The organism is Helicobacter cetorum MIT 00-7128, assembly GCF_000259255.1.
GTDB classification, from domain to species: Bacteria; Campylobacterota; Campylobacteria; order Campylobacterales; family Helicobacteraceae; genus Helicobacter; species Helicobacter cetorum_B.
In genome coordinates, this window is record NC_017737.1 from 264,695 (window position 1) to 291,692 (window position 26,998).

24 protein-coding genes and 1 pseudogene are annotated in these 26,998 nt (G+C 34.1%); 6 read left to right on the forward strand and 19 right to left on the reverse strand.

Features of this window, described 5'->3' with window-relative positions:
* Window positions 1-45 precede the first annotated feature (45 nt).
* From selA to plsY, 5 genes are all read right to left on the reverse strand, one after another.
* Entirely contained in the window at window positions 46-1,410 is a 1,365-nt protein-coding gene (gene selA / locus HCW_RS01355; RefSeq protein ID WP_081478648.1) for an L-seryl-tRNA(Sec) selenium transferase, read from the reverse strand.
* 223 nt (window positions 1,411-1,633) lie between these two features.
* The gene (locus tag HCW_RS01360; RefSeq protein WP_014660436.1) at window positions 1,634-4,225 is read right to left on the reverse strand and encodes a TonB-dependent receptor domain-containing protein; all 2,592 of its coding nucleotides are present in this window, start codon (window positions 4,223-4,225) and stop codon (window positions 1,634-1,636) included.
* A gap of 180 nt (window positions 4,226-4,405) precedes the next feature.
* On the reverse strand, window positions 4,406-4,732 hold the full coding sequence (locus tag HCW_RS01365; protein WP_014660437.1) for a Plug domain-containing protein: 327 nt from the start codon (window positions 4,730-4,732) through the stop codon (window positions 4,406-4,408).
* Window positions 4,716-5,069 (reverse strand): FolB domain-containing protein, encoded by a 354-nt coding sequence (locus tag HCW_RS01370; protein ID WP_014660438.1) that lies wholly within the window; start codon window positions 5,067-5,069, stop codon window positions 4,716-4,718. Before HCW_RS01370 ends, HCW_RS01365 begins: the two co-directional genes overlap by 17 nt.
* Window positions 5,066-5,728, reverse strand: coding sequence for a glycerol-3-phosphate 1-O-acyltransferase PlsY (gene plsY, locus HCW_RS01375; protein WP_014660439.1), 663 nt, complete (start codon window positions 5,726-5,728; stop codon window positions 5,066-5,068). Before plsY ends, HCW_RS01370 begins: the two co-directional genes overlap by 4 nt.
* Window positions 5,729-5,836: 108 nt before the next feature.
* Between plsY and ccoG the strand changes: the two genes are divergently transcribed.
* Window positions 5,837-7,231, forward strand: a complete 1,395-nt coding sequence (ccoG, locus tag HCW_RS01380) for a cytochrome c oxidase accessory protein CcoG (RefSeq protein WP_014660440.1) — start codon at window positions 5,837-5,839, stop codon at window positions 7,229-7,231.
* Between the two features lie 51 nt (window positions 7,232-7,282).
* On the opposite strand, the gene HCW_RS01385 is transcribed toward ccoG, so the two are convergent.
* Complete coding sequence (locus HCW_RS01385) at window positions 7,283-8,482, reverse strand: saccharopine dehydrogenase family protein (protein ID WP_014660441.1); 1,200 nt, start codon at window positions 8,480-8,482, stop codon at window positions 7,283-7,285.
* An 87-nt stretch (window positions 8,483-8,569) separates the two neighbouring features.
* Here HCW_RS01385 and gltS point away from each other — a divergent pair, with 87 nt between their 5' ends.
* The 4 genes from gltS to HCW_RS01405 are packed head-to-tail and all read left to right on the forward strand — an operon-like array spanning window position 8,570 to window position 13,894.
* Window positions 8,570-9,796: a sodium/glutamate symporter gene (gltS, locus tag HCW_RS01390; RefSeq protein WP_014660442.1), complete on the forward strand. Its 1,227-nt coding sequence runs from the start codon at window positions 8,570-8,572 to the stop codon at window positions 9,794-9,796.
* Window positions 9,797-9,804: 8 nt separating this feature from the next.
* A complete protein-coding gene (locus tag HCW_RS01395; protein WP_014660443.1) occupies window positions 9,805-10,839 on the forward strand; it encodes a bifunctional diaminohydroxyphosphoribosylaminopyrimidine deaminase/5-amino-6-(5-phosphoribosylamino)uracil reductase in 1,035 nt (344 codons plus the stop codon).
* The gene (locus HCW_RS01400) at window positions 10,821-11,537 is read left to right on the forward strand and encodes a tRNA1(Val) (adenine(37)-N6)-methyltransferase (RefSeq protein WP_014660444.1); all 717 of its coding nucleotides are present in this window, start codon (window positions 10,821-10,823) and stop codon (window positions 11,535-11,537) included. Before HCW_RS01395 ends, HCW_RS01400 begins: the two co-directional genes overlap by 19 nt.
* Before the next feature lie 8 nt (window positions 11,538-11,545).
* Window positions 11,546-13,894, forward strand: a complete 2,349-nt coding sequence (locus HCW_RS01405) for a heavy metal translocating P-type ATPase (protein WP_014660445.1) — start codon at window positions 11,546-11,548, stop codon at window positions 13,892-13,894.
* On the opposite strand, the gene HCW_RS01410 is transcribed toward HCW_RS01405, so the two are convergent.
* Window positions 13,891-14,328, reverse strand: coding sequence for a CopD family copper resistance protein (locus tag HCW_RS01410; RefSeq protein WP_014660446.1), 438 nt, complete (start codon window positions 14,326-14,328; stop codon window positions 13,891-13,893). The genes HCW_RS01405 and HCW_RS01410 overlap by 4 nt on opposite strands.
* Before the next feature lie 205 nt (window positions 14,329-14,533).
* Between HCW_RS01410 and HCW_RS01415 the strand changes: the two genes are divergently transcribed.
* On the forward strand, window positions 14,534-15,661 hold the full coding sequence (locus tag HCW_RS01415) for an outer membrane protein (RefSeq protein ID WP_014660447.1): 1,128 nt from the start codon (window positions 14,534-14,536) through the stop codon (window positions 15,659-15,661).
* A 168-nt stretch (window positions 15,662-15,829) separates the two neighbouring features.
* On the opposite strand, the gene HCW_RS01420 is transcribed toward HCW_RS01415, so the two are convergent.
* From HCW_RS01420 to HCW_RS01465, 12 genes and pseudogenes are all read right to left on the reverse strand, one after another.
* Complete coding sequence (locus HCW_RS01420; RefSeq protein ID WP_052306436.1) at window positions 15,830-17,476, reverse strand: AlwI family type II restriction endonuclease; 1,647 nt, start codon at window positions 17,474-17,476, stop codon at window positions 15,830-15,832.
* On the reverse strand, window positions 17,464-17,850 hold the full coding sequence (locus HCW_RS09015) for a hypothetical protein (protein WP_052306437.1): 387 nt from the start codon (window positions 17,848-17,850) through the stop codon (window positions 17,464-17,466). Before HCW_RS09015 ends, HCW_RS01420 begins: the two co-directional genes overlap by 13 nt.
* Window positions 17,851-17,859: 9 nt before the next feature.
* Window positions 17,860-18,771 (reverse strand): DNA adenine methylase, encoded by a 912-nt coding sequence (locus HCW_RS01425; RefSeq protein WP_014660448.1) that lies wholly within the window; start codon window positions 18,769-18,771, stop codon window positions 17,860-17,862.
* Window positions 18,756-19,241: a DNA adenine methylase gene (locus HCW_RS09650; RefSeq protein ID WP_331270855.1), complete on the reverse strand. Its 486-nt coding sequence runs from the start codon at window positions 19,239-19,241 to the stop codon at window positions 18,756-18,758. Before HCW_RS09650 ends, HCW_RS01425 begins: the two co-directional genes overlap by 16 nt.
* A gap of 20 nt (window positions 19,242-19,261) precedes the next feature.
* Window positions 19,262-19,792 carry a hypothetical protein gene (locus tag HCW_RS09655; protein WP_231283032.1) on the reverse strand — a complete coding sequence of 177 codons (531 nt, stop codon included), beginning with the start codon at window positions 19,790-19,792 and terminating at the stop codon, window positions 19,262-19,264.
* Window positions 19,793-19,965: 173 nt separating this feature from the next.
* A pseudogene (locus tag HCW_RS09970) lies at window positions 19,966-20,193 on the reverse strand (IS1595 family transposase); the annotation flags it as partial.
* Between the two features lie 135 nt (window positions 20,194-20,328).
* Window positions 20,329-22,074: a DUF1561 family protein gene (locus HCW_RS01440; RefSeq protein WP_014660450.1), complete on the reverse strand. Its 1,746-nt coding sequence runs from the start codon at window positions 22,072-22,074 to the stop codon at window positions 20,329-20,331.
* 230 nt (window positions 22,075-22,304) lie between these two features.
* Window positions 22,305-23,372, reverse strand: a complete 1,068-nt coding sequence (locus HCW_RS01445; RefSeq protein ID WP_014660451.1) for an LptF/LptG family permease — start codon at window positions 23,370-23,372, stop codon at window positions 22,305-22,307.
* A 149-nt stretch (window positions 23,373-23,521) separates the two neighbouring features.
* The gene (gene pth, locus HCW_RS01450) at window positions 23,522-24,082 is read right to left on the reverse strand and encodes an aminoacyl-tRNA hydrolase (RefSeq protein WP_014660452.1); all 561 of its coding nucleotides are present in this window, start codon (window positions 24,080-24,082) and stop codon (window positions 23,522-23,524) included.
* A gap of 9 nt (window positions 24,083-24,091) precedes the next feature.
* On the reverse strand, window positions 24,092-24,628 hold the full coding sequence (locus tag HCW_RS01455) for a 50S ribosomal protein L25/general stress protein Ctc (RefSeq protein WP_014660453.1): 537 nt from the start codon (window positions 24,626-24,628) through the stop codon (window positions 24,092-24,094).
* 60 nt (window positions 24,629-24,688) lie between these two features.
* The gene (locus tag HCW_RS01460; protein WP_014660454.1) at window positions 24,689-25,639 is read right to left on the reverse strand and encodes a transaldolase; all 951 of its coding nucleotides are present in this window, start codon (window positions 25,637-25,639) and stop codon (window positions 24,689-24,691) included.
* A gap of 3 nt (window positions 25,640-25,642) precedes the next feature.
* Window positions 25,643-26,992, reverse strand: a complete 1,350-nt coding sequence (locus HCW_RS01465) for a UDP-N-acetylmuramoyl-L-alanyl-D-glutamate--2,6-diaminopimelate ligase (protein ID WP_014660455.1) — start codon at window positions 26,990-26,992, stop codon at window positions 25,643-25,645.
* Window positions 26,993-26,998 lie beyond the last annotated feature (6 nt).

The window sequence follows — 26,998 nt, forward strand, 5'->3', positions numbered from 1 at the left end:
TTGGGGAGATTATGCTTTAAAAAGAAGTCCTATTATAGCGAATTTTTAAGCCTTATTTAGGATTTCTTCTAAAATTAAGGTGATTTTTTCAAAATCTCCTTCGTTCAAGCTAAAGACTTCAAAACACACATGTTCGCATGAGATTCTTGTAATAACACCTTTTTGAAAAAGCCTTAAATAAAGTTTTTCACAATCTAAAACTTTTTTATTTTTAGGCTGGATTTTTACACAAAAGGATTCTAGCTCTAAATTTGGCAAGCTCCCTGCTCCAATGCTTGAAAAGCTAGACGCCACGCTTACATTTAACTCTAGGGGTTTTAAAAGAGCGTAGAGTTTTAGAGCTTTTTGCAATAATTCATCTTTAGTTTGATTTAGTAATTCACACACTTTAATATCTTCTTTAGCACTTATCCATGCTTTGAGACTATGAAATAATAGAGTGAGCGTAACTTTATCCACTCTAAAGGCTCTATAAAGCGGGTGGTTTTTTAAGATGTCAATCAATTCTTTTTTACCCATAATAATGCCCGCTTGTGTCCCATTAAAGAATTTATCCGCACTAAAGCTTAATAACGAAGGCTTTAAAGCTAGAATCTCTTCTAAAGTCTCTTCTTTGAGATTATCTAATAAGCTCGCACTCCCTAAATCGTAATAATCAACTAAGTTATGCTCTTTTGCTAGGGTTTGTAAGTCTTTAAAAGGCGTGTCTTTTTTAAAGCCTTTAAGGGTGAAGTTGCTAGGATGGATTTTAAGTAATATTTTGCTCTTTTCATTCAAAGCTAGGCGATAATCTCTTAAATAAGTGCGGTTCACGCTCCCTACTAAGTGCAATTTCGCTCCACTAGCTAGCAAAATATCCTTAATCCTAAAATTCCCCCCAATTTCTACTAATTCGCCATAAGAAACAATAATTTCTTGTTGATTAGCTAAAGCGTTAGCGATGAGAACGACTGCACTAGCGTTGTTATTCACAATTAAGACTTCTTCAGTGTCAAAACACGCTTTAAAAAGCTTTTTTAAGGGAGTTAAGCGGTTGTCTCTTTTAGCGGTGCTTAAATCGCATTCTAAATCAATGGGGTTTGTTAAAACTTCTCTTAGATTTGGTTCAATTTTTTCATAAAATTTTTGGGTAAAAAACGCTCGCCCATAATTTGACCCAAAGGCACTCACACTTGCATTGATAATCTTTTGATAGGGGTTTTTCAAAAGATTTTGGATAGCTCGCTTAGTTTCTTTAGCCATAATTTGAGCGTTTTCTTGCTGATTAGGCGTGAGAATGGAGGGATTTTTGCGTGCGTTTTCTATCGTTTGTGTAACGATTTTTTTAAGAAAAGTTTTATTGTAAGGCTCATTTTCTAAAAGTTGCAACACACTTTGAGTGCTTGGAATGGCTTGGTAATTTGGTTTCATATCTATTTTCTAATGTTAAATTTGAATATCTATCTTAGTCTAAACTCACTAAATTTCTTATAAAACTACTTTTTAAAATCCTTAAAAGCATTTTAGTGAGCTTAGTAAATAAGCGAAATTTCTTCCATAAGGTTTGGTAATTTTTATAAGGTCTTTTAGATTTCATTTTGAAAATATATAAAAGAGAGTTAAAAAAGAAATCTTAAGATTTCTTTTTTAAAACCTAGAATTGATAGGATACTTGGAGGCGAGCGTTAAATCCGGGTGCTGGGAGTGCCATACGCTTGTCTTTAGGAATCATATCGCTTGCTGGAGCGTCCGCACTTGCTTGCCATACAGAAGTTTGGTCTACATATTGCTTGTTTAAGATATTGTTAAAGACAGCAGAAAGTTTTAAGCCTCTCCATTTACTTCCGGGAGGCGTCCAGTTAATAAAAATATTATGCACGCCATAGCCGGGTTTATGAATTTTCATTAAGCCCCATTGTGGATAATAGATTGAATATCCCATATAATACATATTAGTTACAAAGCGTGAAAGCCAAGTGAGTGTAAGTCCCCAGCGAGGTATGCGATAGTCAGCTTTTAGGATAAACACATTTCCTGTAGTTGCAGCTAGTGCGTAAGTATCTGCCAATAAATGCCCCTCAGCTGTAGGCCAAGAACGAGCCACAGAGAAAGTCCCTAAGAAATTCTTGTATTTCACATTCCCTGAAACTTCATAACCATAGATATTAATGGTTTGAGGCAAGTTTCCTGACATATTCTTTGCAGTCGCATTACCCCCGCCATTTTTAGAGGCATCTTGACCATAGCTATTAACAAAGTTATTAATCACTTGGTAGAACGCTGCAGCACGCACATTAAAATACCTGCTGTTAAAATCCGCATTAAATTCTACATTTTGACCGATAGCTGGCTTAAGATTTCGTTGATAAATTACCGTTGGGTCTCTCATCAAAACGCCATCACCGGGTAAGGCACCTTTGGTTACATACGCATAGCTCACTTTTAAGCCAATTTTTTCAATAGGATTATAAAGAATGGTTGCAGAAGGTGAGAAACCAGAAGTTACATGGGTGCGTCCATCTTTATCTAACAAGGTATAAATATCATAACGAGTTCCCGCACCCACGATTAAATTTCTTAAAAGATTGTAGTTGGCTTGCACATAGCCACCAATAATATTACCGATAGCATGCGAGTTTTGAGGCATGTTACGATAAAGAGGGTTAGGCGTATTCAAATTTTGAGGGTATTGAGAGCTTTGGTCTGTGTAGTAATGGCGATAAGGCAAGCCTAAGCCATTAGGGCTATTAGGGTTGATATTATTTTTATAATAGCCATTTGCTCCCTTATCTAGTCCAGAGAATACGCTAATATTTTGATAAATTAAGCCGTATTCAAAGACATTTCCATAGTCTTCAGATAAGGGGTGTTGCACTTTAAGATTAATTCCGGAGTTTACTAAGAAGATTCTTCTAGCTAGAGTCCCTTCAGCATCAGCATTTCCTAAAGTCCAGTCATTCGCTGTAGTATTACTAGAATTTGGTGGTGCCATGTCATAGGCTGGATTTTTAGGCACAGGTCCTGTATAGACACCTGTTTTTGGGTTTATGCTCCAAGGTGCACCTACTGCTAAAGTAGAATTATACCCTATTTGATACCCTCCAGCACCACCATTAATAGGCGTAATGGTTCCTTGTGTGCATTGCCCAGCACCCTCTGGGCTATTACACCAAGGCCCCATTTCTTGGGTATAGTATGGATTATAAGGCTCATTAGAATTATAGGCAAAGGGATTTACTAAAGGATTATAATTACCCCCCCTTACCCCTAAGAAAGCGGTGGATTCAATACGAGGCTGACTAAAGCTTGTGCCACCCTCATGCTTGTATTTTAAGCTTAAACTATGGTTAAAGTTAATGGTATGAGCTAATTCTTTACCAAAGTCAATTACAAAAGGTGCGGGTTGACCTCCCGGATAATTTACTTTAGAAAGCGCTGAAGTGGTATTAGGGCGCAAAAGTCTTGTAGAGTTATAGCGAGTCATGCTATAGCTTAGCGTAATGGTGTCAGTATCATTAATATATCCATTGAATTTGGTTAAAACGCTGTTGGTTTCACTAGGAGTTCCTATACCTTGGTCGCTATTGCCCGGGTCGTTTAAGTCATAATTGGGGTGGAAAAGATTTCTAAAAGCGTTATTTCCATCCCTATAATAAAAGATATTTTGGTGGTTGTAATACGCTAACATATCCCAATTTTTGCCACGATAAGCAGTGGTAAAATTCACACGATACCCAAAGTTAGTAAAAAACCCTGCCTCAACCTTAGCGCCATAGGTTTGACCCTTTCTTAAAAAGTCATTCGCATCAATTAAAGTAAAGGCTAATTTACCTGCTACTGCACCCGGACCTGCTGAAGCGTTTGCCGCACCCTTAATAACCTCTACTTCTTTAATCATGTTTGGGTCAATCACGGTGTTAGCATCATGGTGGAAAATATTACCATTTTGAGCAACGCCATCTATAGTTACCCTTAAGAGACGGCTCTCAATACCCCTAATGTAGATTTTTTGTGCCATCAAGCCCCCACTTGCCACATTCACATCAGCTCTAGTTCTAAAAATATCATCAACTTGATTACTTTGGCGTTGTTCAAGCTCCTTTCTATTGATATACATCTTATTGTTATATTCAAAGGTTCTTTCGCCCATTGTAGTAACTTTACCAAGCGTGCGACTTTCTTGAGCTTCTAGACTACTTGCGACAACAAGCGAGACAAAAATAATCCTAAATCCATTTCTAAGCATTTCTTTTAGCCTTTATTCCTTAAAATTCAACAAATTTCAATTTTTCACATTAAGTCAAAAATTAAATCCAAAAGATTATTATTACACTATTTTATATAATAATACCTTAAACTTAGTTTTAAAATTACGAAATTATGAAAAAAAATACTACTAAGGATAGTTTTAGTATTTATTATAGTTTTATTGTGAAACTGAATCTATTATCACTCGTGAAAAATCGCTATTAAGTCCCCTTAAAAAGGTTTGAGAAGATACATTGATTTCGGCATTTTGGCGGAAAATATCGCTTGGTTGATTGCTTTGGCGTTCTTCTAAATCCTTACGCTTGATAATTATGGTATTCCCCCATTTAAAAGGTTTATAAACATGCTTTTTTCTAATCATAAAATGAGGTTTTAAATCCAAAAATTGTGCATGATTAGGAAAATATAAAGGTTCTAATAAGGGGTTTATAGGGCGAGCATTCAGGCAAATAATGAGAAAGAAGAAATTAAAAACTATCTTCATAGCAAATATTTATGCTTGCCCCTACTTGCGAACAAGAAGAAATTTCTAATTTAGTGATTTTTAAAAAGAGTTTAGAAATTTCTTCATAGCGGTTTTTTAAGATATTGCTTAAATCTTTAAGGGCATCTTCAATCAGCAAGTATTGCTTTTCTTGCATGGTATTTTGAATGATATTTTGGATTTCAATATAGTCTAGGTAAGCCTTGTTTTGCAATGTCGTATAGGAAAGATTTAAATCTAGGCTTATCTTTTGGGGTTTTAAGCGTTCAAACTCCAAAATCCCTAAAATGGTTTCAAAAATGAAGTTATGGACATGAACGCTTTGTGTTACTCTCATAAAATTTTCTTTTCTTTGCCTAAAAGCAAGTTAAAAATATTGCTAGTGTGTTTTAAAAGCGTGAAAATAAAGACCAATACCATAGGAGTTTGTGTGCCAACTTCTTTGATAATATTAATAGAGTCAGGAATATTCATATAAGGAACATAAAAGATTAAAAGCGTTGCAGTCCCTACTCCTAGAATGCTTGCTAGTGAAGAGATTTTAAGCACCTTGCCTACAAAAAACCATACTACTAGCCCTATTAAGCTCTCAATAGGAATGAGCAAGGCTACCGCACCCATAGTTGTAGAAACACCCTTACCCCCATTGAAATTCAAAAAGGGCGAATAACAATGCCCCAAAATACTCGCAATAGCTACCATCCATTGCAAACTATAATCCAAACCAAATAATTTACTTAAAAAAACTGCAAACATGCCCTTGAATAAGTCTAAGATTAAAACGAGCATAGCAAGTTGTTTAGCTTTAGCAACGCCAAGATTTTGCAAAGAGCGCAAAACATTGGTTGCGCCAATGCCTCCAGAGCCAATTTTGGTAATGTCTGTATTATAAAAGATTTTCATTAGCGCATAGCCAAAAGGAATCCCCCCAATCAAATACCCTAAAATAGTGAAAATGACATTAATGTTTGTCAAAAAGCTTAAAACGCTATCCATAAATTTGCCTTAAATAATAAAATGTCATCATTATAACATGTTGATGATTTTAAGTAAAAGCGTTAAGTTGTTAGGGTATAGTAAGACACTTAAATTTTAGGATATTTCATGCTTGATGCGACTAATCATTTTTTAAAATCATTTCGTTTGAAACGCTATATAGGGTATGCTCTAATTTTTTTAGCTTTGGTTATTACGCCTTTTATTCGCATTGATGGAGCACATTTATTTTTAATCTCGTTTGAGTATAAACAAGTGCATTTTTTAGGCAAGATTTGGAATGCCTCTGAAATGCAAATCATGCCTTTTATGGTTATTTTGCTTTTTATTGGTGTCTTTTTTATCACTACAATGTTGGGTCGTGTGTGGTGTGGGTGGGCTTGCCCGCAAACCTTTTTAAGAGTGCTGTATAGAGATGTGATTGAAACTAAGATTTTTAAACTCCATAAAAAGATTAATAATAAGCAAGAAATGGCTCAAGACACTTTAAGCTACAAGTTACGCAAAATGCTGAGTATTTTGTTATTCGCCCCTATTGTGGCAGGGTTAATGATGGTTTTTTTCTTTTACTTTATCGCTCCAGAAGATTTTTTTCTCTATCTTAAAAATCCTAGCGAACACGCTATTGCTATGGGTTTTTGGCTTGTAAGTGCGTTAGTAGTGTTATTTGATATTGTAGTGGTTGCAGAGCGTTTTTGTATCTATCTATGCCCTTATGCAAGGGTGCAATCGGTGTTGTATGACAATGACACTTTAAACCCTATCTATAACGAAGAGCGAGGGGGTGTTGTTTATGAACCTAATGGTGTGTTAAACCCCTTGCCTCCTAAAAAGCGTAGTGCAGATAATGAATGCGTGAATTGCAGGCATTGCGTGCAAGTTTGCCCTACTCATATTGATATTAGAAAGGGCTTACAATTAGAATGTATCAATTGCTTAGAATGCGTAGATGCTTGCACGATAACGATGTCTAAATACAACCGCCCATCACTCATTCAATGGACTTCAACAAACGCTACGATTAAGCATGAAAAAGTGCGCTTAATGCGTTTAAAAACCATAGCTTACATAGTGGTTATTGCCATTGTAGTAGGTCTATTAGCTATCACTTCGTTTAAAAAAGAACGCATGTTATTAGACATTAATCGCAATAGTGATTTATATGAATTACGCTCTAGTGGGTATGTGGATAATGATTATGTTTTTTTATTTAATAATACTGACATTAAAAATCATAGTTTTTACTTTAAAATTTTAGGGCATGATGAAATTAAGATTAAAAAACCCTTAGAGCCTATCACTATTAAAGCGGGGCAAAAGATTAAGGCGGTAGTGATTTTAAGAAAACCCTTAGAAAATCATGCGCAAGTTACAGAGCGCCATATCAAGCGCACTAGAGATGCAATTACCCCTATTAAGATACAAGCTTATAGCATAGATGATAAGAATATTACTATAGAGAGAGAAACGATATTTATCGCTCCAAATAGCTCCAAAGATTAAATTTCAAAGAGCATAAAGGGGGGGAAAATAATATAAAAGCAAAGAGCGTTTTTAACGCTCAATCACTTCATAAGGCAAGCCTTGTTTAGTCAATTCTTCCATAAAGGGGTCAGTGTTTAACTCTTCTATGTTAAACACCCCTGCTTTAAACTGCTCCACACTCCAAGTGTCATTACAAATCATTTTAGCTGCACACATGGCTGGCACGCCGGTAGTATAGCTTATAGCTTGTGAGCCTACTTCTTCATAGCATTTTTTATGGTCGCACACATTATAGATGTAGAGCGTTTTATCTTGATTGTTTTTAATTCCGGTCATATAACACCCAATGTTGGTTTTGCCGGTAGTGTCTTTGGCTAAGGTCGCTGGGTCAGGAAGTAAAGTCTTTAAAAATTGTATTGGCACGATTTTTACGCCTTGATGTTCTACTTCTTTAATGCCTAACATGCCAACATTTTCTAAGCACTTCATGTGGTTAAGATAATTTTGAGAGAAAGTCATAAAGAATCTTGCCCTTCTTAAGCCCTTAATGTTTTTAACTAATGATTCTAATTCTTCATGGTATAAAAGATAAGAATCCATCTCACCAACTTGGGGATAAGCCCATACTTTTTTGATTTCTAAAGGTTTGGTTTCAACCCACTTGCCATTTTCATAATAGCGCCCTTTAGAGCTGACTTCTCTTAAATTAATTTCAGGGTTAAAGTTGGTTGCAAAAGGGCGTTTGTGGTCTCCCGCATTACAATCCAAAATATCTAAAGTATAGATAGTGTCAAAATGGTGTTTTTGAGCGTGAGCGACATAAGCATTCGTTACGCCCGGGTCAAACCCAGCCCCTAAAACCCCTAAAATCCCCGCCTCTTTATAGGCTTTATCAAACGCCCATTGCTCTTTATACTCAAACTTCGCTAAATCTGGATGTTCGTAATTAGCGGTATCAATATAATGCGTTTTAGTTTCTAAACATGCTTGCATTATCGTTAAATCTTGATAAGGTAAAGCCACATTGATAACGACTTTAGGCTTGTATTTATTGATTAACGCTACTAAGGCTTGAACATCATCTGCATTGACTTGTTCAATTGTGATGTCTCCAAGCCCCCTTTTTAACATACTCTCTCTAATTGCTTGGCATTTATCTAGGCTTCGGCTTGCTAAGATAATGTTTTTAAAAATATCTCTATTTAAGCCCATTTTATGTGCTACGACACCGCCTACGCCACCAGCTCCAATTTGTAATACTGTGTGCAAGGAATACCTACTTTCTAATGAATATCGTTTATTTCTAAGGGGCTATTATATTATAATAAGGCAAATTTGCTTAATAAGGATACAAGTTTGCAAGAAATTAAACTAGATGTTTACGCTACTTTGGTGTGTATGGTCTTAGTGTTATTGCTTGGACGCTATGTTATTTCTAAGATAAAATTTTTAAGAGATTATGATATTCCAGAACCTGTTGTGGGTGGGGTTTTAGTAGCATTCTTTATCATGTTAGCCCACCAATTTTATGATTTTGATTTGCAATTTGATTCTTCTTTAAAAGACCCTTTAATGCTGACTTTCTTCATTACTATTGGCTTGAGTGCGGATTTCAAATCTTTGCAAAAAGGCGGGAAAATGCTTGCAGTTTTCTTGCTTGTGGTAGTGGGGTTTGTAGTGTGTCAAGATATTGTAGGTGTTGCTGTAGCAAGTCTTTTGGGGGTGAATCCTTTAATGGGACTTTTAGGGGGTTCTATTGCTTTAGTGGGAGGGCATGGCACAAGTGCGGCATGGGCTAATTCTTTCACACAAGCTCCCTATGATTTTAGCTCAAGCTTGGAAGTGGGCATGGTGTGTGCGACCTTTGGATTGGTGAGTGGGGGGATTATTGGAGGGCCTGTTGCAAAATATTTGATTTCTAAATACAAATTAGAGCCAAAAGATACTAAAGAAAAAGACGCTCTTGAAGGTATTGTCTCCAAAGGTTTTGAAACCCCTAAAGAAGAGCGCTTAATCACTGCATCAAGTTTTGTAGAGTCTTTAGCCTTGATTGCGATTGCTCTATTAGTAGGGACTTTTTTATCTCATTTAATGCCTAAGAGTTTCACTCTACCCACTTTTGTATTATGCTTGTTTGTGGGGGTTATTTTAAGAAATGCTTTATCGTTTTTCAAAATCCATAGCGTGTTTGATAGAGAAGTTTCTGTAATAGGTAATGTAAGTTTGAGCTTGTTTTTAGCTTATGCTTTAATGAGCGTAAATTTATTAGAATTGTTAAAACTTGCTGTGCCATTAGCGGTTATTTTAACGACTCAAGTGGTGTTTATGATACTTTATGTGGTTCTTGTAACCTTTAGAGCATGTGGCAAAGATTATGATGCGGCGGTGCTATGTGCTGGGCATTGTGGTTTTGGACTTGGAGCAACCCCAACGGCTATGGTGAATATGCAAACTATCACCAACCACTACGGACATTCGCATGTGGCATTTATCGTAGTGCCGTTAGTAGGAGCGTTTTTTATTGACATTATTAACGCTTTAGTGATTAAAGGGTTTTTGTCTTTGCCCTTTTTTCCTAGTTAAGGTTGGTTATGAGACTTTATGAGAGTTTATTAGAAACTTGTTTGAATAAGGCATGGGAATATCAAACTCTAGCTTTAGAAAACCCTAGCGTAGCTTGCATGGTGCTAGATAAAGACAATGAAATTCTAAGTCTAGAAGTGCATAAAAAGGCTAAAACTTCGCATGCAGAAGTCCTAGCCTCTAAAACGGCTCTAAAAATATTAAGACCTGAGCTAAAAAGCGACTTAGACCAAATAGAAGACCCTAAAACTTTAAGTGATTTTTTAAAAAAATACCACCACAACGCTTTTAAAGATTGCACTTTTTTAGTAACCTTAGAGCCATGCAATTCTTATGGTAAAACTCCAGCTTGTAGTGAATTATTAGAAATTTTAAAGCCTAAAAGAGTCGTTATTGCCACAGAAGAGTGTGAAGCTAAAAAAGGGGGTTTAGAAAGGCTAAAAAAAGCCCATATTGAAGTTTTAATTTGTAAGAATTTAGAAAAAAAGGCTAATGACTTGCTTTTGCCCTTTAGAATAATGGAAAAACAAGGGCGTTTTAATTTATTTAAACTCGCTTTAAGAATGAATGGGGATTATAAGCATGGTAAAATCACTGGTGAAAAAAGCACCATTTTTACGCATAATCAGCGAGCCGTTTGTAATTCTCTCATAATCTCTGGTAATACAATAAGAGTGGATAACCCTTTGCTAGATACTCGTTTTTCTGATAGCTTTTATCAAACAAAAGCCCCTAATATCGCTATTTTGTCTAAGCATTCTATCCATTCTAATTTAAGAGTTTTTTCTGTGCCTAATCGCTTGGTAAATGTCTATCATAACCCTAAAGATTTGCCCCTAAATAAAGGGTTCAACCTTATTGAAGGGGGGTGGGAATTATTTGAGAGCTTAAGAGAGCAAGTGGATATGTTACTCTTACACTCTCATGCATCTATGATTAGCAAGGCTTTTAACTCATTTATTTTAAAAACCCCTTTCAAAGGGCGTTTATTACACACACAACTTTTGGAAAATGAAGCCCTTTTATGGATAGCAAACTCTTAAGGTTATACCAGCCCTTAAACGCCTATTCTTATAACAGCGATTCGCTTTTTTTATACGATTTTTTACGCCCCTTTGTTAAAACGCACGATAAAATTTTAGATATAGGCTCAGGGTGTGGGATTTTAGGCTTATTGTGTGCGAGAGATAACCCACTAGCAAACATACACCTAGTAGAAAAGGATAGTAAAATGGCGTTTTGTTCTCAAAAAAACGCCCTAAAATTTCCTAACACTCAAGTGTTTGAAACTAACTTTTTAGTTTTCAACCCCCCTACTTTGTATGACATTATTGTGTGTAATCCCCCTTTTTATGCCTTAGGTTCTATTAAATCTATGACTAAAGGGCATGCAAGACACCAAAGCGAATTAGACTTTTTTTCCCTTGTTTCTAAGGTTAAAAAATGTTTGAAACCTAAGGGGTATTTTATTTTTTGTTATGAAGCCTTATCACTTTGTCTAGTCATAGAGAGTTTAAAGGGTGTTAAACTCACTTTAGAGACCTTAAGATTTGTTCAAAGTTTTAAAGATAAAAACGCCCACTTAATGCTTGGAGTGGCTAGGAATAATTCTAAATCCGCTTTAAAAGTCTTACCCCCCCTAATCACGCATAATTCCAAAAATCAAAGCGATAACACCAAAGAAGTTTTAAAAATCTATCAAACTTGTAACACTTATTCTATTAAAGTGCCTTTAGATTAAGGATTAAAATGAAATGTTCGCATTGTCAGTTAGAGTTTAAAGAAAGTGAGCTTTTTAAAGAGACTATCAATCATAAAGAATTAGTTTTTTGTTGCACGGGGTGTGCTAGGGTGTATGCGTTATTATTAGATTTGAATTTAGAAAGCTTTTATGACAAATTAGGCACTTCTACTTTAGCCCCTGTAGTGAGTGAAAATGCCATTAGCTCTTTGGAATTAGAACAAGCATTAGAAGAGAATAATAGGGGCGATTATATTCTTAATCTTTTATTAGAAAAAACCCATTGCACTGCGTGTTTATGGCTCAATCAAAAGGTTTTAGAGCGTTTAAAGGGGGTTAAAAAAGTGAGCGTGAATTTCACAACGCAACATTTACAAATTGTGTTTGACAAATCCTTAAACCCTAAAGAAATTATTCAAAAAATTGAGAGCTTGGGCTATGGAGCTAAAATCTATAATGCTAAAAATTACGCCTTAAAAGCTCAAAAAGAGCAACGCTCTTACTTGCTTACTTTAAGTATAGGGTTTTTTGCAACCATGAATTTGATGTTTATTGCGGTTGCCAAATATGCGAGTTATGCTAATAGCATGGACAAGCTTATGCAAAGAAACCTAGATATTGTCTCACTACTTTTAAGCTTATTAGTGCTAGTGGTTGTGGGGCGATTTTTTATTAAGGGGGCGTTTTATGGGCTAAAAAATGGCGTTTTTGGTATGGATTTGAGCGTGTCTTTTGGGGCGTTATCGGCGTTTGTTTATTCTATTTATGCCATGCTTAACTCACAAGAGACTTATTTTGAAGCTAGTAGCACGATTTTAACCCTTGTTTTTGGCTCTAAGTTTTTGGAATTAAAGGCTAGGTTGTTTGCGAATGAAAAATGCCTAGCTTTAGAATCGCATGAAATTCATAGCGTGATAGTTGTAGAAAATGACAAGCATATTGAAAAACACCCTAAAGATGTCGCTATAGGTTCTATTGTTTTTGTGCCTAGTGGAGCTAAAATCGCATTAGATGGAGAGCTTTTAAGTAGTGCAAGTGTAGATGCGTCCTTAATTAGTGGGGAGTTTAAGCCTTTGGAATTAGGGCTTAATGATAAGATTTTAGGGGGTTATGTGAATGTGGGCGTGCCTTTTAGCTATCAAGTTAGTGCGAATTTTCAAAACTCACGCCTTTCTAGTTTATTAGAAACCTTAAAAAAGAGTTTTTTAGAAAAGCCCTTAATTGAGAGTAGTGCGAATAAAATTGCAGATATTTTTTCTAAAGCGGTGTTGTTTTTATCCTTTTTAAGTTTTGTGCTATGGCAATTTGGTTTGGGGGCTAATTTTGAAAAAGCTTTAATGGTGTGTATTAGTGTTTTAGTGATAAGTTGTCCTTGTGCGTTTGCACTAGCTACACCTATTGCCTTAGTGATAGGGGTATTTAAAAACCCTTTGATTGTGTTTAAAGAAGCGTTGTTTTTAGAGACTTTAGCAAAAGTCAAAAAAATCTTTATAGATAAAACCGGCACACTCACTCAAAAAGAAGTCCTTTTAAAAGAGAGCATTATTTATGAAAGTTTTGATGAAAGGTTTTTAAAGAGTCTTTTAAAAACTAGAGAGCATTTAGCCCATAGTGCTATCATTAAATCATTAGATTGTGATGAGGTTGTCTTAGAAAAAATGGAGTTTTTTGCTCATGGGTTAAAAGCACATTATCAAAACGAAACCTTTCTAGTAGGGAGTTTGAAGTTTTTAGATTCTATGGGAGTTAATTTAAAAATCAAAGAAGAGATTAAGAAAAGCACGAATATTATGGTAGGCTTTGCTAAAAATAAGACCTTACAAGCGGTATTTATCTTAGAAGAGCGTTTGAAGTCTAATGCTAAAGAAGTTATTCAAACTTTACGAAATAAGGGTTTAGAATTAGAAATTTTAAGTGGGGATAATGAAAACTCTGTCAAAAATTGTGCAAAACAATTAGGGATTTCTAATTATCAAGCGAACTTGAAGCCTGAAGATAAGGCTCAAATAGTAAGTTCTTATAAAGGTGTGTGTGCCATGATAGGCGATGGCAATAATGACGCCCTAGCCCTAAAAAGAGCAAATGTTTCATTAGGGTTTGAAAAAAGTGCTTTAAGTAAGAGTGCGTGTGATATTTTGCTTTTAGAAGAAGATTTGAGTTTGTTAGAAAAAGCACTAAGTAATGCTAAAAAAGTCTATAAGATAGTGTTACAAAATATTGCTTTAAGTTTGATTTACAACGCCATTTTAATTCCTGTAGCTATGCTAGGGTATATCAACCCTTTAATAGCGAGCTTAAGCATGAGTGCTAGTTCTTTGATAGTAGTGTTAAATTCTTTGAGATTAAAGCGTTCTTAAGCAAACCACATAAGTTTTGCCAAAATAGCAATTAAAAAGCCAAAAGTTAAAGCGATATGATGGATATAATTACCGATAGGATTTTTCTTGCCTAAAAACTTGCAAGATAAAGAAAAAAGCACCAAAGCAAAAATGCTTAAAGCCAAAATCACTTTAACCATAAGCACTTTTTGAAAAGGGGTTTCACACCAACCCTTATCACCCCCCACATATTGGCTAAGCATCATACCCCCTGTAATAACAAGCGTTAAAACGCATAAGGGCATAATCTTAATCGCTCTTTTAGTGATACCCATATTGGCTTTGTTAGCAAACTCTTCGCCATACATTTTCTTCACATTAGGGAAAATTACCATATCAAAAAATAAATATCCAATAAAAATAATCGCACACAATAAATGCACTACCAAGATATAGGGATAAATCGCTGTCATAGGACTTCCTTAAAGGGGTTTTTGATAAGAAAGCACCCTACCATAATTTAGTTAATAACACGCAAGGAATAGAGATTTTTGAGTGTTGTTGTCGGTTGACTTTTAAGAGTATTGTAGGGTATAATACAATAATTTAGAAAGTAATACTCTAACCAAAAACCATGAGAGTAATACTTAATTTCCGTAAAAAAGAGATAGAAGTAAAATGCAAAATCGTAAAAAGATTGTGGGGAATTTTAGTGGCAATAGGTCTGTAGTGGCTGATTCTTTGGGTATTTCTAAGAGGGGTTCGGTTGTTTTAGGCACTTTTTTAGGTTCGTTTTTGTTATTATCTCCTTTAATGGCGTATGAAAAAAATGGTGCGTTTGTGGGAATTAGCTTAGAAATTGGTAGAGCTGACCAAAAAACTAATGCTTATAAAGATGGCTCTTTGTTTCAAATACCTAATGGCACGGTGGTATCAAACAATACGCCCAATACGCCCATAGGTCAAAGTGGTGGTTGTGCTCCCGGAAACTGCGTAGTTAATTGGAGTGGGCTAAATATGCTTAGCACCAATAAAAATCTTTTGGGGCATAACCAGCCTATGTATGGGCTAGGTGTGATGACAGGCTATAAGCATTTTATAGGCAAGAAAAAATGGTTTGGCTTGCGTTATTATGGCTTCTTTGATTATGGGCATTCTAATTTTTCTAATTCTCGTGCCGCTAACGCTATATCGCCCTTTTATCTAAACAATCAAAAAGTAGATATGTATACTTATGGTTTTGGCACAGACATGCTTTTTAATATCATTAACAAAGATAAGGCTACGGCAGGGTTTTTTGTGGGCGTAAATTTTGCGGGTAATACTTGGACAAATAATCGTGTAGGATATTTTGAAGATGGTTATGTCTATGGTGTGAATACTGACGCTGATGCGTATATGACTAATGCTGATGGCACGATTACATGTGGAGATACTACGCCGGCTAGTTGTAGCGTAGGTATTAATCCTAGTAGCGAGTATACTACAGGAAAACTAAACTCTAAAGTGAATAACACACACTTTCAATTTTTGGTAAATGTAGGGATTAGAACGAATTTCTTCAAACACCATGGCATTGAATTTGGCATCAAAATTCCTACCATTCCTAATGAGTTTTTTAAGGGCTCTACCACTATCAAGGAACAAAGTCAAGGACCACAAAAAGAAGTAACAACTGGCTCTGGCAAAGATAAGAAAACAACGCTAGAACCAACCACCATTAACGGACCAGAGACAAATTTTAGTTTGACTCAGACTTTAATGCGTCAATATTCCATGTATTTGCGCTATGTTTATACTTTTTAGGGTTTAGAGACGCACTTTAAGTTTTATGGTGCGTTATGAAAACCTTATTTTTTAGGCTATTGTTTTTTGTTGTTGAGTTATGATGACTTTATTATAAAGCTATCAATAGTGTTTTAAGATAGAAAACAACAAGGCATTGTTAAGCCCAAATGGCTGTAGTTGGTGATTCTAAAATGCATTAATTTTGCTATATGGCTTACAATAATCTTGGTCTTTTAACTCTTGTTGATAAAAATTATCTAGTATTACGAAAAGATTTTCATAAGTAATATTTTTACTTAAAATCACACCTAAAATATCTGTATCTAAAGATAAGATTTTCATACCATTAATGCCTTTCTTGTCCTTTTGATAAGGCATGATTTTTCTATATGAAAAATCGCTCACTACATTAGGATCTAAATAAGTGCTAATAAAAATGGCATAATCATTCAAATTCTTTGTTTTAATAAGATGATTACCTAAATGTCTGCTAACAGGTTCTAATTCCATACGCCTTTGATTGTCCTTAGTTGTTAGTGTAACTTCTAATAACAGACAATGCTTGTGATAAAAAGGCAACTTAGGGGCATATTCAAAGATAATATCAGCATCTCCCCCTTTTGCATGAGTCTTTGGCAATAAATTAGGTTGTAAAGAGAGTTTTAGAAATACGCCTAAATCACCCTCAAATTGAGAGATTTTATACCAAATAATGCCTATAATGTATTCAAAAATAGTAGGAATATTAGCCTCATCAGTAACTAACTCAAAAATATTTTTATCTGCCTTAGGATTATTGTTTCTATCTTTAAATAATTGAAGAAGTTTTAATAAAACTGCGTTACTAAATTTATTTTCAATCAGTGTGATAAATTGTTGTTTTTTATAATGATTAGTATTATAGATAATGTCTTGCTGATTTTTGATAGGAGCGTTAAGAGCTAGACTTAAATCCCTATAAAGCCTATCAAGGTTTGGGGCATTTCCTATAATCTCTTCTAAAGAAATAGCTTGTTTTAATTGATGATTTGGTTTAAAAATTTGTAAAGACAACGAGTCTATAACTTGTTTAAAATAGTGTTTAGGGAGTATGTCTAGCTTGATTAATCCGTTTTCAAACACGATAATATCACTCAAATTAAAATATCTACAATTTAAATCAAAATAATCCTCCAAAGTCGCTTTTGCTTTAAACACATGCAAGTATTTAAAAAAGATTTGCTTAAATTCTTGAATGTCTTTACAATTTAAAAATGGGTTAGTTGAAGATAAGCAAGTAGAAACTTGATTTTGTTCAATTATTTTTGAAGTAGGATTTTTAGCAAAAATAAGTTTAAACCATAAGCGACAAGTTTTGGAGTTTTTTAAATTTTTAAGGCTCTTAAAGAGTGTTATTAAATGTGTTTCTTGATTATTTATGCCATTTAAAAAACAATTTTGTAAAGCTTGATATATTTCAAAGTAATTCCTATCATAATTAGGACTTTTTCTGTTGATGCCAATTTTACAGATTAAATCTATGCTAACTTCATTTTTTAAAAATATTTGTAAGGCTTTTTGGTAATTAGGCATGCCTATTAAAACTTCATAAATAATGGCATCTATAAAGCTATTTCTATCTTTTTGGATATTCTCTAGTTTTCTATACTCTTTGATTTTATCAATTAGTAAATTTAAGATTTTTGAGTCAGTAATTAAGGGAATAAGGTATGTAAATTCATCATAATTAAGGTATTCTAATTCATCTAAAACTTTTAAGATTAATAATAAGGGTCTTATAGTTTTGTTATTGACTTGAATATGCGTTTTTAAAAGCTGTTTTAAAAAAACCATACTTTTGTTGTATCTATTAAAAATAAAGGCTCTTTTTCATCATTATTACTTGCTTTAAGCAATTCTTTACCAACCTCGCTTAGTTGCCTACTTTTTTTAGTCAATAATCCAATATCTACAAGCCCTGAAGTCTTTAATCTCGCATCTTTATCTTTTCTACTTGCATCCCCACTTAAAAACCCTTTTTCTTTTAAAAAATTATAGTATTGAACTTGCACATTATCCCATTGCCAAGCTCCGTAGTCAGCTAAGATTTCATTTTGAAATTCTTGTAATAATTGGCATTGCCAAATGATTTTGTAGGCTAATTGTTTAACTCTAAAACCTGTTGTTCCTATAACCCAAAAATAGCTTTGATACGATAACTCTGCCATGCTTTTTTCCTAATAATTTGTGATTAACACTTCTATGCTTGGAGCTTGTTTATTTTTTCTTTGATAATTGCTATTAGCATAGCTCTTTTTTAAATAGTGGCAATGGTATTTTTTAGCCCATTCTTTTAAAAGAAAATTTTCTTGGTTTTTACTCGCCAACACATTAGAAAGGGCAAATTTTAATCCTTTTTTATCCGTATTATCCAAAAAGTTTAATAAATCTTTTTCTTCTTGTATAGTCCATGCGTTTAATTCATTGTAAGGGGCATTAGTGATTAAATAAGGGGGGTCGCAATAAATAAGTGTATTTTTAGGCAATGTATTGATTTTAAATTCTCTAAAATCAATACGACTAAAAACAGCGTTTTTTTGTGCTAAGGTTTTAGAAAAAGTTATAAATTTATTTTGTAAATTTGCATTAAAATCTCTCTTGCCTACAGGAAGATTAAAAAAACCTTGCTGATTAAAACGGATTTGATTATTAAAGGCATAAACAATCAAAGTATAGAACATAAAAAGATTATCTTGTTTATTTTTTAAAAGCGTGTTGTAATCCTCTCTTAATTTTAAAAAAGGGGCTTTATTATGTTTTGCAAGTCCTATAGAGCTATTACTTTGATAAAAATCATATCCATGTATGTTGCTTTTTGACAAATTGTAAGCATCAATTAAAGATTGAACTTCTTGCATAAAAAGTTCATAAGGAATATTTTTAATGCTTTCTAAAAGCTTAATAAGTTTAGTGTTGCTATCATTAAAAATAATTTGTTTAGCCTTAACATTTAGCCCTACACTACAACCCCCACAAAACAAATCCACAAAAACTTCTAAGTTTTTAGGGAAATGCTTTAAAATTTGAGGGAGTAATTTGGTCTTACCCCCTATATAATTAAAGCAACTAGGAATTATTGCACTTTGCATAAAAATAATCTTTCTTTATGATTGGTTATTTTAGATTTACCCGTGCTAAAATATTTATAAGGGGTTTCAAATATCTCTACTTTGCCCTTTTGTTTTAAAATACTTAGAATTATCTCATCGCTTATTTTAGCATTGGAACGGCTATTACCTTTATCGCCCATATTATTATAAGAGAGTAAAATATATTTAGCCCTAGCTTTAGAAATTAAATCTTTAAAAACTAAGGGGGCATTTTTAGTGCAATATTCACTTTTTAGGTGTTCTAAGGGGATTTTTTTAGCCACACCTTGTGGGGTTTGTTTCTCAAAACGAGCGATATTTTCTAAAAGATGATAGGCACTACTATATTGCCTAGAATTATAAGGGGGGTCTAAATACAATAAATCACACTCAATTTTTTCTATTAAAATATTAGTGTCCAAGTTGTAACAAACATTGTTTTTTAGTGTCTTGGGCGCTATTAGGGGGATTAGTCTTAAAACTTTTTTATCTAAATCTTTAACATTTTTTTATACGCATCATAATGCCCTACGGTATTAGCAATTCTATCGCTTGCAAACAATAACGCACTAAGCAATAGGGCATATTCTTTAAAATTAAGCTCTTTCTTTAAATATTGTTGCTCTATATCTTTTCTAATTTCACCAATCAAAAGACAATTTTTAAAGCTAAAATAAGTGTTGCTAAAATATTCACTCATATAATTAGAGCTTTCTTTATTGTTTAAAAATAAGGGGTTATTATAAAAATCTAGCTTTTCATAAATTTTATTTTTATCATATCCTAAAGGCAAGAACCACGCACAATGTGTAATATAATTACTATATAAAATATCGTTTGTAATAATTGTTTTGTCTATGAAAGATGCACTAAATGCTCCTGTGCCACTAAACACATCAGCTATGACTTCAATAGGTTCTAGCGTGCTAATAATCTCTTTAAAAAATGCACAAATAGACTGCTTATTGCCTAAATAACGCCGATTGGCTAGAGTTAGAGATTTATCTTGTTCTTTTGTCATAAGAAATCGCTTATACTATTGCTAGATATTTTTTTTGAAATTTCTAAACCCTTATTGATGTATTCACTATTTTGTATGTGTTTAAATAAAATCATTTCTTTATAACTCGCTTTAATGAAATTTACAAAATGATAATAGGTAAGACATTTGTCTAAGTCTTTAGTTGCTCTATTCTTTTTGTAAGAATTACATAAAAATCTTTGCTTATTGTGATTAGCGTCATTTCTTACAAGCTTAGCGAACTCACAATGCAAACATTCTTTAATACCTTTTTGAATGGGTGTTTTAATGGTGGATGTTTCTTTGTTTTCAATAGCCTTTAGGAAAGCTATTTTATCAGTTTTTGTTAGGCTGTTAAAGGATTGCTTAATAATCTCTAATTTGCTTGCATTATTAGGCATCTAAATAGCCTTGCTTAAGGGATTTTTATAAGAATAGTGTAGCAAAACAGCAACTAAAAAGCAATGGTCTTTACAAATAGAACCAAAAGGTTTTTGAAATGCCCCCCCTACCATTCAAGCATTTCTAAAAACCCATTATTGTGAAGCGTGGGCGAAAGAATGGCAAGTTAGGGTTTGGCTAAAAGGGTTGGCTATGGGGTGGTCTACATGCACAAGCTGGACATATCTAATGGTGTGGTTAAATCCTGTGGTAAGCACATTTAAGATAGCACGCAAATCTCTCAAAGGAAATAAATCATGGGAGTAGTTTTCAAGCGTTCTATCTGGTGTATTGGTGCGTATAGCAATGAGCCCGTCTCTTGTGCGAACAAATGGTAAGGCATGCCCTACCATTTGGTTAGTGCGTCCTGATGAATCAATGCTATAAACAAATGCAATCCACACATTTCCTGCTTCTGCATGCAACATTTCATTTAGGCGTGTGGGGAATTGTGTTGAATCTAACATGGGGGTTGTGCTGACTTGATATCCAGCTAACATGGTATAGCTCATACCGGTATGGGCATGTGCGGCACGAGTAGGCATGTAAGCGGGGTCGCTCACTCTACGAATAAATTCGCCCGGAATTTCTAAAGCTAGGGCAAGCCCCGGAAAGCGTGAAGTGAAAGAAATAAAGGGGTCGGTATTAGGAGCGGTGTCAAATAAAGCCCCACCACTTTGCAAAGGATTGTCTGTATAACGCAAGAGTTCTAAAACAATTTGATAGCTTTGTAAAAGGCATACCCCACACATTCCAATACGACTAACTACCCCACGCACACAAGTGGTCGCAATGGCATGCAAGCGTCTTTTCCATGCATCTGTGAGCTGAAAGTCATTCCCTAGCCCCAATAATTCACGGCTAGATTTTCTGTGAGCAAGTTTAGGGTCTAAAATTGGGGCTTGGGGTGCACCTTTAGAACAAGTCTCTAAGCTCTTATGCGTGAAACGAGACAAATCGCCAATGGCGTTATCCAAGTAGAAATAATCTATAGGTGTGTTAGCGTCATCTTGATTAGCGTATGAAGGGTTAATAAAATAAGGCACCCCCCAATAAGGCCCATAAGTTTTTACTCTTAAATTATTCCCATAAGCATCTAAGATAATGGCTTTGTTATCTACAAGCAAGAGCTGGAAAGACTGATTTTTATTATTTTCTTTCTCTTTGGCAGTCATCTCATCTTTACAGGGCTTAAAATGAATGTATTCCCAAGAATCAATGCCTGAACTTGAAGTCAAGCCGTATAATTCGCCGGTATCTTTATGGTATTGTGCGATATGCCCTGTGATAGGGTTGTAATAGTAGTAGGTGATAAAGTCAAGCACAGAGCGTTTGCTCTCTACATAATACACCACGCCTTTTTCCAAGTAGAGCCATGAAATAGGGGTTTTAAAACTAAAGTTAAACACTTCGCTTGGATGGCTTAAAAAGTGGCTTGTAGTGTCGCTCAAATGAAAATCGTAATAGTCAGTAGGATTTTTAGAAATATAGAGCGTGTTTTTATAAACTTTAACAATATATTCTTGATTAGCGGTAAGAATTTTCTTATCCCTAATGATAAAGCGTTGGTTATCATCGTTTAACACAGCGGGGCGAAAGGTCAAATAGTCCCATTTTTCTGTGCTTTCAAAATACAATCCTGTAACACTATCTGGGGCTGTGAGAGCCAAATGCACCCCATGATGAACAAAAATAATGCGCCCTAAGGAATCTATACTTGCCTTGATAGAACTCTTCACATCCCCTAGCACAGGATAGCTCTCGCCTTTATAAAAAACTAGGTGTAAGCCATAAGTTTTGTCATCAAGCACAATTTCTATATTTTTTGCAGAATCAGCCATTTAATATCCTTTTAGTAATAATATGTTGTAACATAGTATCTCAAGTTTAAATTAAAATTACTATCAAAGTTTTGAGTTTCTCGCTGATTTTTGAATCATAGTGAAACCATTTTTCACATGTGATATGTGGGGGTGGTATTAAGAGCATATTAAAATATATTTTTTTAATTTATAGATATTTTACAACATATTTTTATGTTTATGTAGCTTTTAAATGAAAATAAAGTTAATTAAAGTTTAGAATTGAGTTTTTTAAGATAGTAGCAACTCAAGGTTAAAAAGATAAAAAAGGGTAATAATACGCCAATTTCAGGCATAAACATTCCTGAAACACTGAATTTCCCTAAAGCAAAGAATAGCCCCCAAATAACGAGCGTGATAATGATAAATTTTAATCCTAAAAGGGCTAGATTTTCATAGCGAGCAAGGCTGGGCGAAAAATAAGCGATTAGAACGCCTAAAAACGGCACAAAAAAGGGCAAGATTCCAAACACATACAAAAAAGCACGCACTTTTTTGGTGTCTGCATTTTGTCGCATTAAAGCATGCAAAGAAGAAATGGCATCTGTAATAGAAACGGCGGGTTTATTTTGATAGATGGTGTCTAGGACTTTGGGGCGAAAATTTTTGAGCGTTTTAAAGGTTTTTAAATGGGCTGTTTTCAGGGCGTTTGTGCCAAGCTCAAAATGTGAAGGCATGCTATAAATTGTAGTGTCATGTAATATCCAATACTTGCCTTCAAAAAAAGCCTCTTTAGCCTCAGCATAAGATTCTAGCACTTTATTTTTTAAACGAAAAACTTTGATATTTTCAGCTTTTTGCAATAACGGATTAATCTTGCCAAAATACACATAATCATCATTGTATTTCACTAATAAATGCTCTGAAGTGGCTGAAAAATTTTCTTTGTAGATGAGATTTTGCGTTTTTTCTTCCATATACACAAAAGAAGTTGTGTTTAATCCCACATAAATAGAAGTGAAAAAAAAGCTAATAATGAGCACTGGGTTTAAAATCTGGCGTTTGGAAAAGCCAATAGACAATAAGGCAGTGTATTGATTAGACTTAATAAAAGTAATATAAAATAAAACCATTGCTAAAAGCAAAGAAATGGGTAAAGTGTAATTGAGAGCAAATAATATATCATAGGTAAAAAATAGGATAATCATGTTTGCAGAATCGGGCATTTTATCGGCGTATTTCAAGCTATCAATACTTACAAAAAACAATTCTAAGGCTAAAAGCACAATGAGAAAGTATTTGAAGTAATACCACCCTACAAATCTAAACAAACGCATTCAAGTCCCTATAAAAAGGGTTTTTATTTTAAAAAAAATCAATGAACTTTTAAAATTTTTAGCAAAAAAGATTTTTAAAAGAGTGTTTGAATTAAGTTTCTTAAAAATTTTAATCAAAATGCTTTTTAAGTTATTTTCTAGCATTGCTACTAGCTCTCTAAAATCAAAGGATTTTTAAGGGTAAAGCGATTTTGTGTGGCGTTAAAGTCATGGGTTTTTATAAAAAATTTTAAGGCATTTTTAGCATGTTCAAATACAGCGTTTTTCAAAGGCTCTTCGTTTTCATTGAATCTTGAAAGCACATGTTCAATAATATTAGCCCCTTTAGAAATACCCACTCTTAAACGATAATAATTATTAGAACAGAGCAAATCAATGGATTTCAAGCCATTATGCCCCCCATTCCCTCCGCCATTTTTAAATTTCATAACACCTAAAGCTAGGTCTAATTCATCATGGATAACTAAAATTTCTTGGGGTTTATAAAAATTTTTAACGCTTAGGACACTTTCGCCACTCAAATTCATGTAAGTTTGGGGTTTGAGCAAGATAAAATCATTATAAATACATACACAAGCATTGTGCTTGGAATAAAAAGTGAAAGAGATATTAAAATCTTTAACAAGCAAGTCTAAAATGTCAAAGCCGACATTATGCCTTGTGTAAGCGTAACGCTCAGTAGGGTTGCCTAAACCTACTAAAAGCGTCATTTTTTTAAATTACTTCGCCTTAATCACACCGATTACGGCAATAGAATCATTGTCTAAAATCTTAACATTTTCGTGTTTTTTTAAATCACGCACTAAGATAGATTCATTCACATCTAAAGAAGTTACATCTACTAGGTAGCAATCTGGCAAATGCTCTGGAGTGCATTCTACACGCACACGCTTTTTAGAGAGCATTAAAATCCCCTTGTTTTTTAAGCCCACTGGAGTGCCTTGATGCTTAACAGGAACTTTAAACTTAGATTTCACGCCCTTAGTTACAGCGAGTAAATCCACATGGATAAGCTCGTTGGTTACAGGATTTTTTTGATATTCTTGAACCACGACTTCATAAGTCTTATCCCCTAATTTCACCGGGAAAATCAAATGTTTCTTTTCCTTAAGGTATTTGATGAAAGGGTTTAATTTGAACGCACAGCTGACATTCTCAATTCCCTTGCCATAGACATTTGCGATTAGATAGCCATCTTTTTTTAAAGCTTTGGCATTAGCCTTAGTAATACTCTCTCTAATAACGCCTTCTAACATGTTAATCCTTTAAAATTAAAATAAGGGTTTATCCTATCTAAAAAACCCTTAAAAAATTATTTAAAAACTACTTAAAAGCTTTTCAAAGGATTGTTTGAAGGCGACTAAGCCCTCGTTAAGAAGTTTTTGGGCGACATTTTCTAAATCCAAGTTTTGCTTTTTTAATTCTTTTTTAAACGCTTCAATTTCTGTCATGCTTAGGGGGGTTTGATACTCTGTATTTGGATTGAGTAAATAAGCGTTTAAGGCATCTAGGGGAGCGGTGTTAATAGAGTTTTTAAAACATAAAGCCTTGATATAGTAATCTTTAGCTAAAGAACTAGATTTAACCCCAGTAGATGCAAAAAGAGTGCTTGTAAGATGATTAGCGTGTTTCTCTATCTCATAATAACATTCTGTAGCATTAATAATGCCACTTTTTGCTTGTAAATTTTGAGACACAAGAGAGTCTATTTCTTTGTCAAATCGTGAGACAAACACGCTAATGACCGCTCTTTTTTGTGCCACTCTAGCTAGTAATTGAGCGATTTGTTGAGCCATTTTAGGTGAAAAGACTAAGGTTACATTAATGGGAATGAGAGCTTTAGCTAGAGATTCTATGACTTCAAAAGAGCTTTCGCTTGCTGGAACTTTTATCATCACATTAGGGCGGTTTAAAGCTTTAAATAATCGTTTGGCCTCATCAATACTTTGACTCGCATTGTCTTCTAAAAAAGGGTCAATTTCTAGGCTAATGTAACCATTCTTGGGGTCTTTTTCATATAGGGGCATTAAAGCATTTGAAGCTTGTAAAATATCCTTTAAAGCTAGAGTTTCATAAATTTCTTTAGCTTTTTTACCTTTAAGTTTAGTAATTTCATCTCTATAAAACGCGCTTTTAGTAATCGCTTGAAAAAAAAGGCTTGGATTACTTGTCGCTCCACAAATCGCACCCTTACTAATAAGCTTTAAAAAATCGTTTTCTAAAAAATCTCTTTCTATAAAATCGCACCACAAACTAAATTCTTGCATGTTTTATCCTTGTTTTAAATTTTGATAATAGTTTTTAACAATTTCTTGGTCGCTAAAAAAAATCGTTTTGTCTTTAAAGATTTGAATGCTTTCATCGCCCTTGCCTAAAATCAATAAGACTTCATCATCTTTTAAATGTTCTAGGGCGTTTAAAATGGCTTTTTTTCTATCTATTTCTACTATAACCTTAGAATGAGCGTTTTTGTCTATGCCTTTTAAAATATCCTTGATAATCTCTTCTTCATTTTCACTTCTTGGATTATCTGAAGTTAAGATAATTTTATGAGCGTAGTAACTTGCCATCGCTCCCATTTTGGGGCGTTTAGTCTTATCTCTATCACCCCCTGCTCCAAAAAGAGCGACAATTTTTTGGGTTTTAAAACTTTCAAAGACTTGTTGCATGCCATCTTCTGTATGGGCAAAATCTACTACCACTAAGGGCTTAGAATGCACAATTTCCAAACGCCCCTTGACCCCATAAAAATTTTCTAATAAAGGCGTAATAGTTTCTAGGGGCAACTCTGTGAGTAACTTAACCCCTAAAATCCCAGCTAGAATATTATAAAGATTATAACGCCCTAAAAGTGGGGAATAGGCTAAAGCATTTTCTGTAATTTTAGGCTCTCTTAAATCTTTTTGATAGCATAAGGATGCACTAATAGAAGGATTTAATGAAAAAGCTTGAATGTTTAAATGAGCTTTCTTATCTAGTGCGTAAGTGTGAGCGTTAATAGGATTAAAAAGGGCGTTTTTTTCATCTCTGTTGATAATTTTTAAGCTCTCGTCTTTAAAAAAGCTGTTTTTAGTGTCTCTATAATTTTCTATGCTTTTATGGAAATCTAAGTGATCACTTGTAATATTAGTGAGAATTTTAAGAGCGAAGTTAAGCCCAGCAATGCGATTTTGAGCGATGGCATGTGAGCTAACTTCCATAATAAAGTATTCGCATTCTAAAGATAAGGCTATCTCTAAGTTGTTATAGAGTTCTAAAAGAGTGGGGGTGGTTAAGCCTTTTTCTTTTAAGCGTTTGTCATTGACAAAAAACCCCCTTGTGCCTAAAAGAGCGACCTTTTTATTCAAATCTAAGAGTAAAGAATACATTAAACTTGCTGTAGTGGTCTTTCCGTTAGTGCCTGTGATGCCTATAATCTTAATTTTAAAATCAAAATAGTTTTTAAGCTCGTTAAAATCTAAAATGGCTAGGTTTTTTTCTTCAATCAAATGAGCGTATTTTTCATTTAGGGGGGTTTTGACAAAGAGAGTGTCATTAGGGTCTTTTAAGGCTTCGTTAGTGTCATCACTTAAAAAGGAGTAAGTATGGTTTTTATAAACAAGTGATTTTTTGAGTTTCAAAATTTT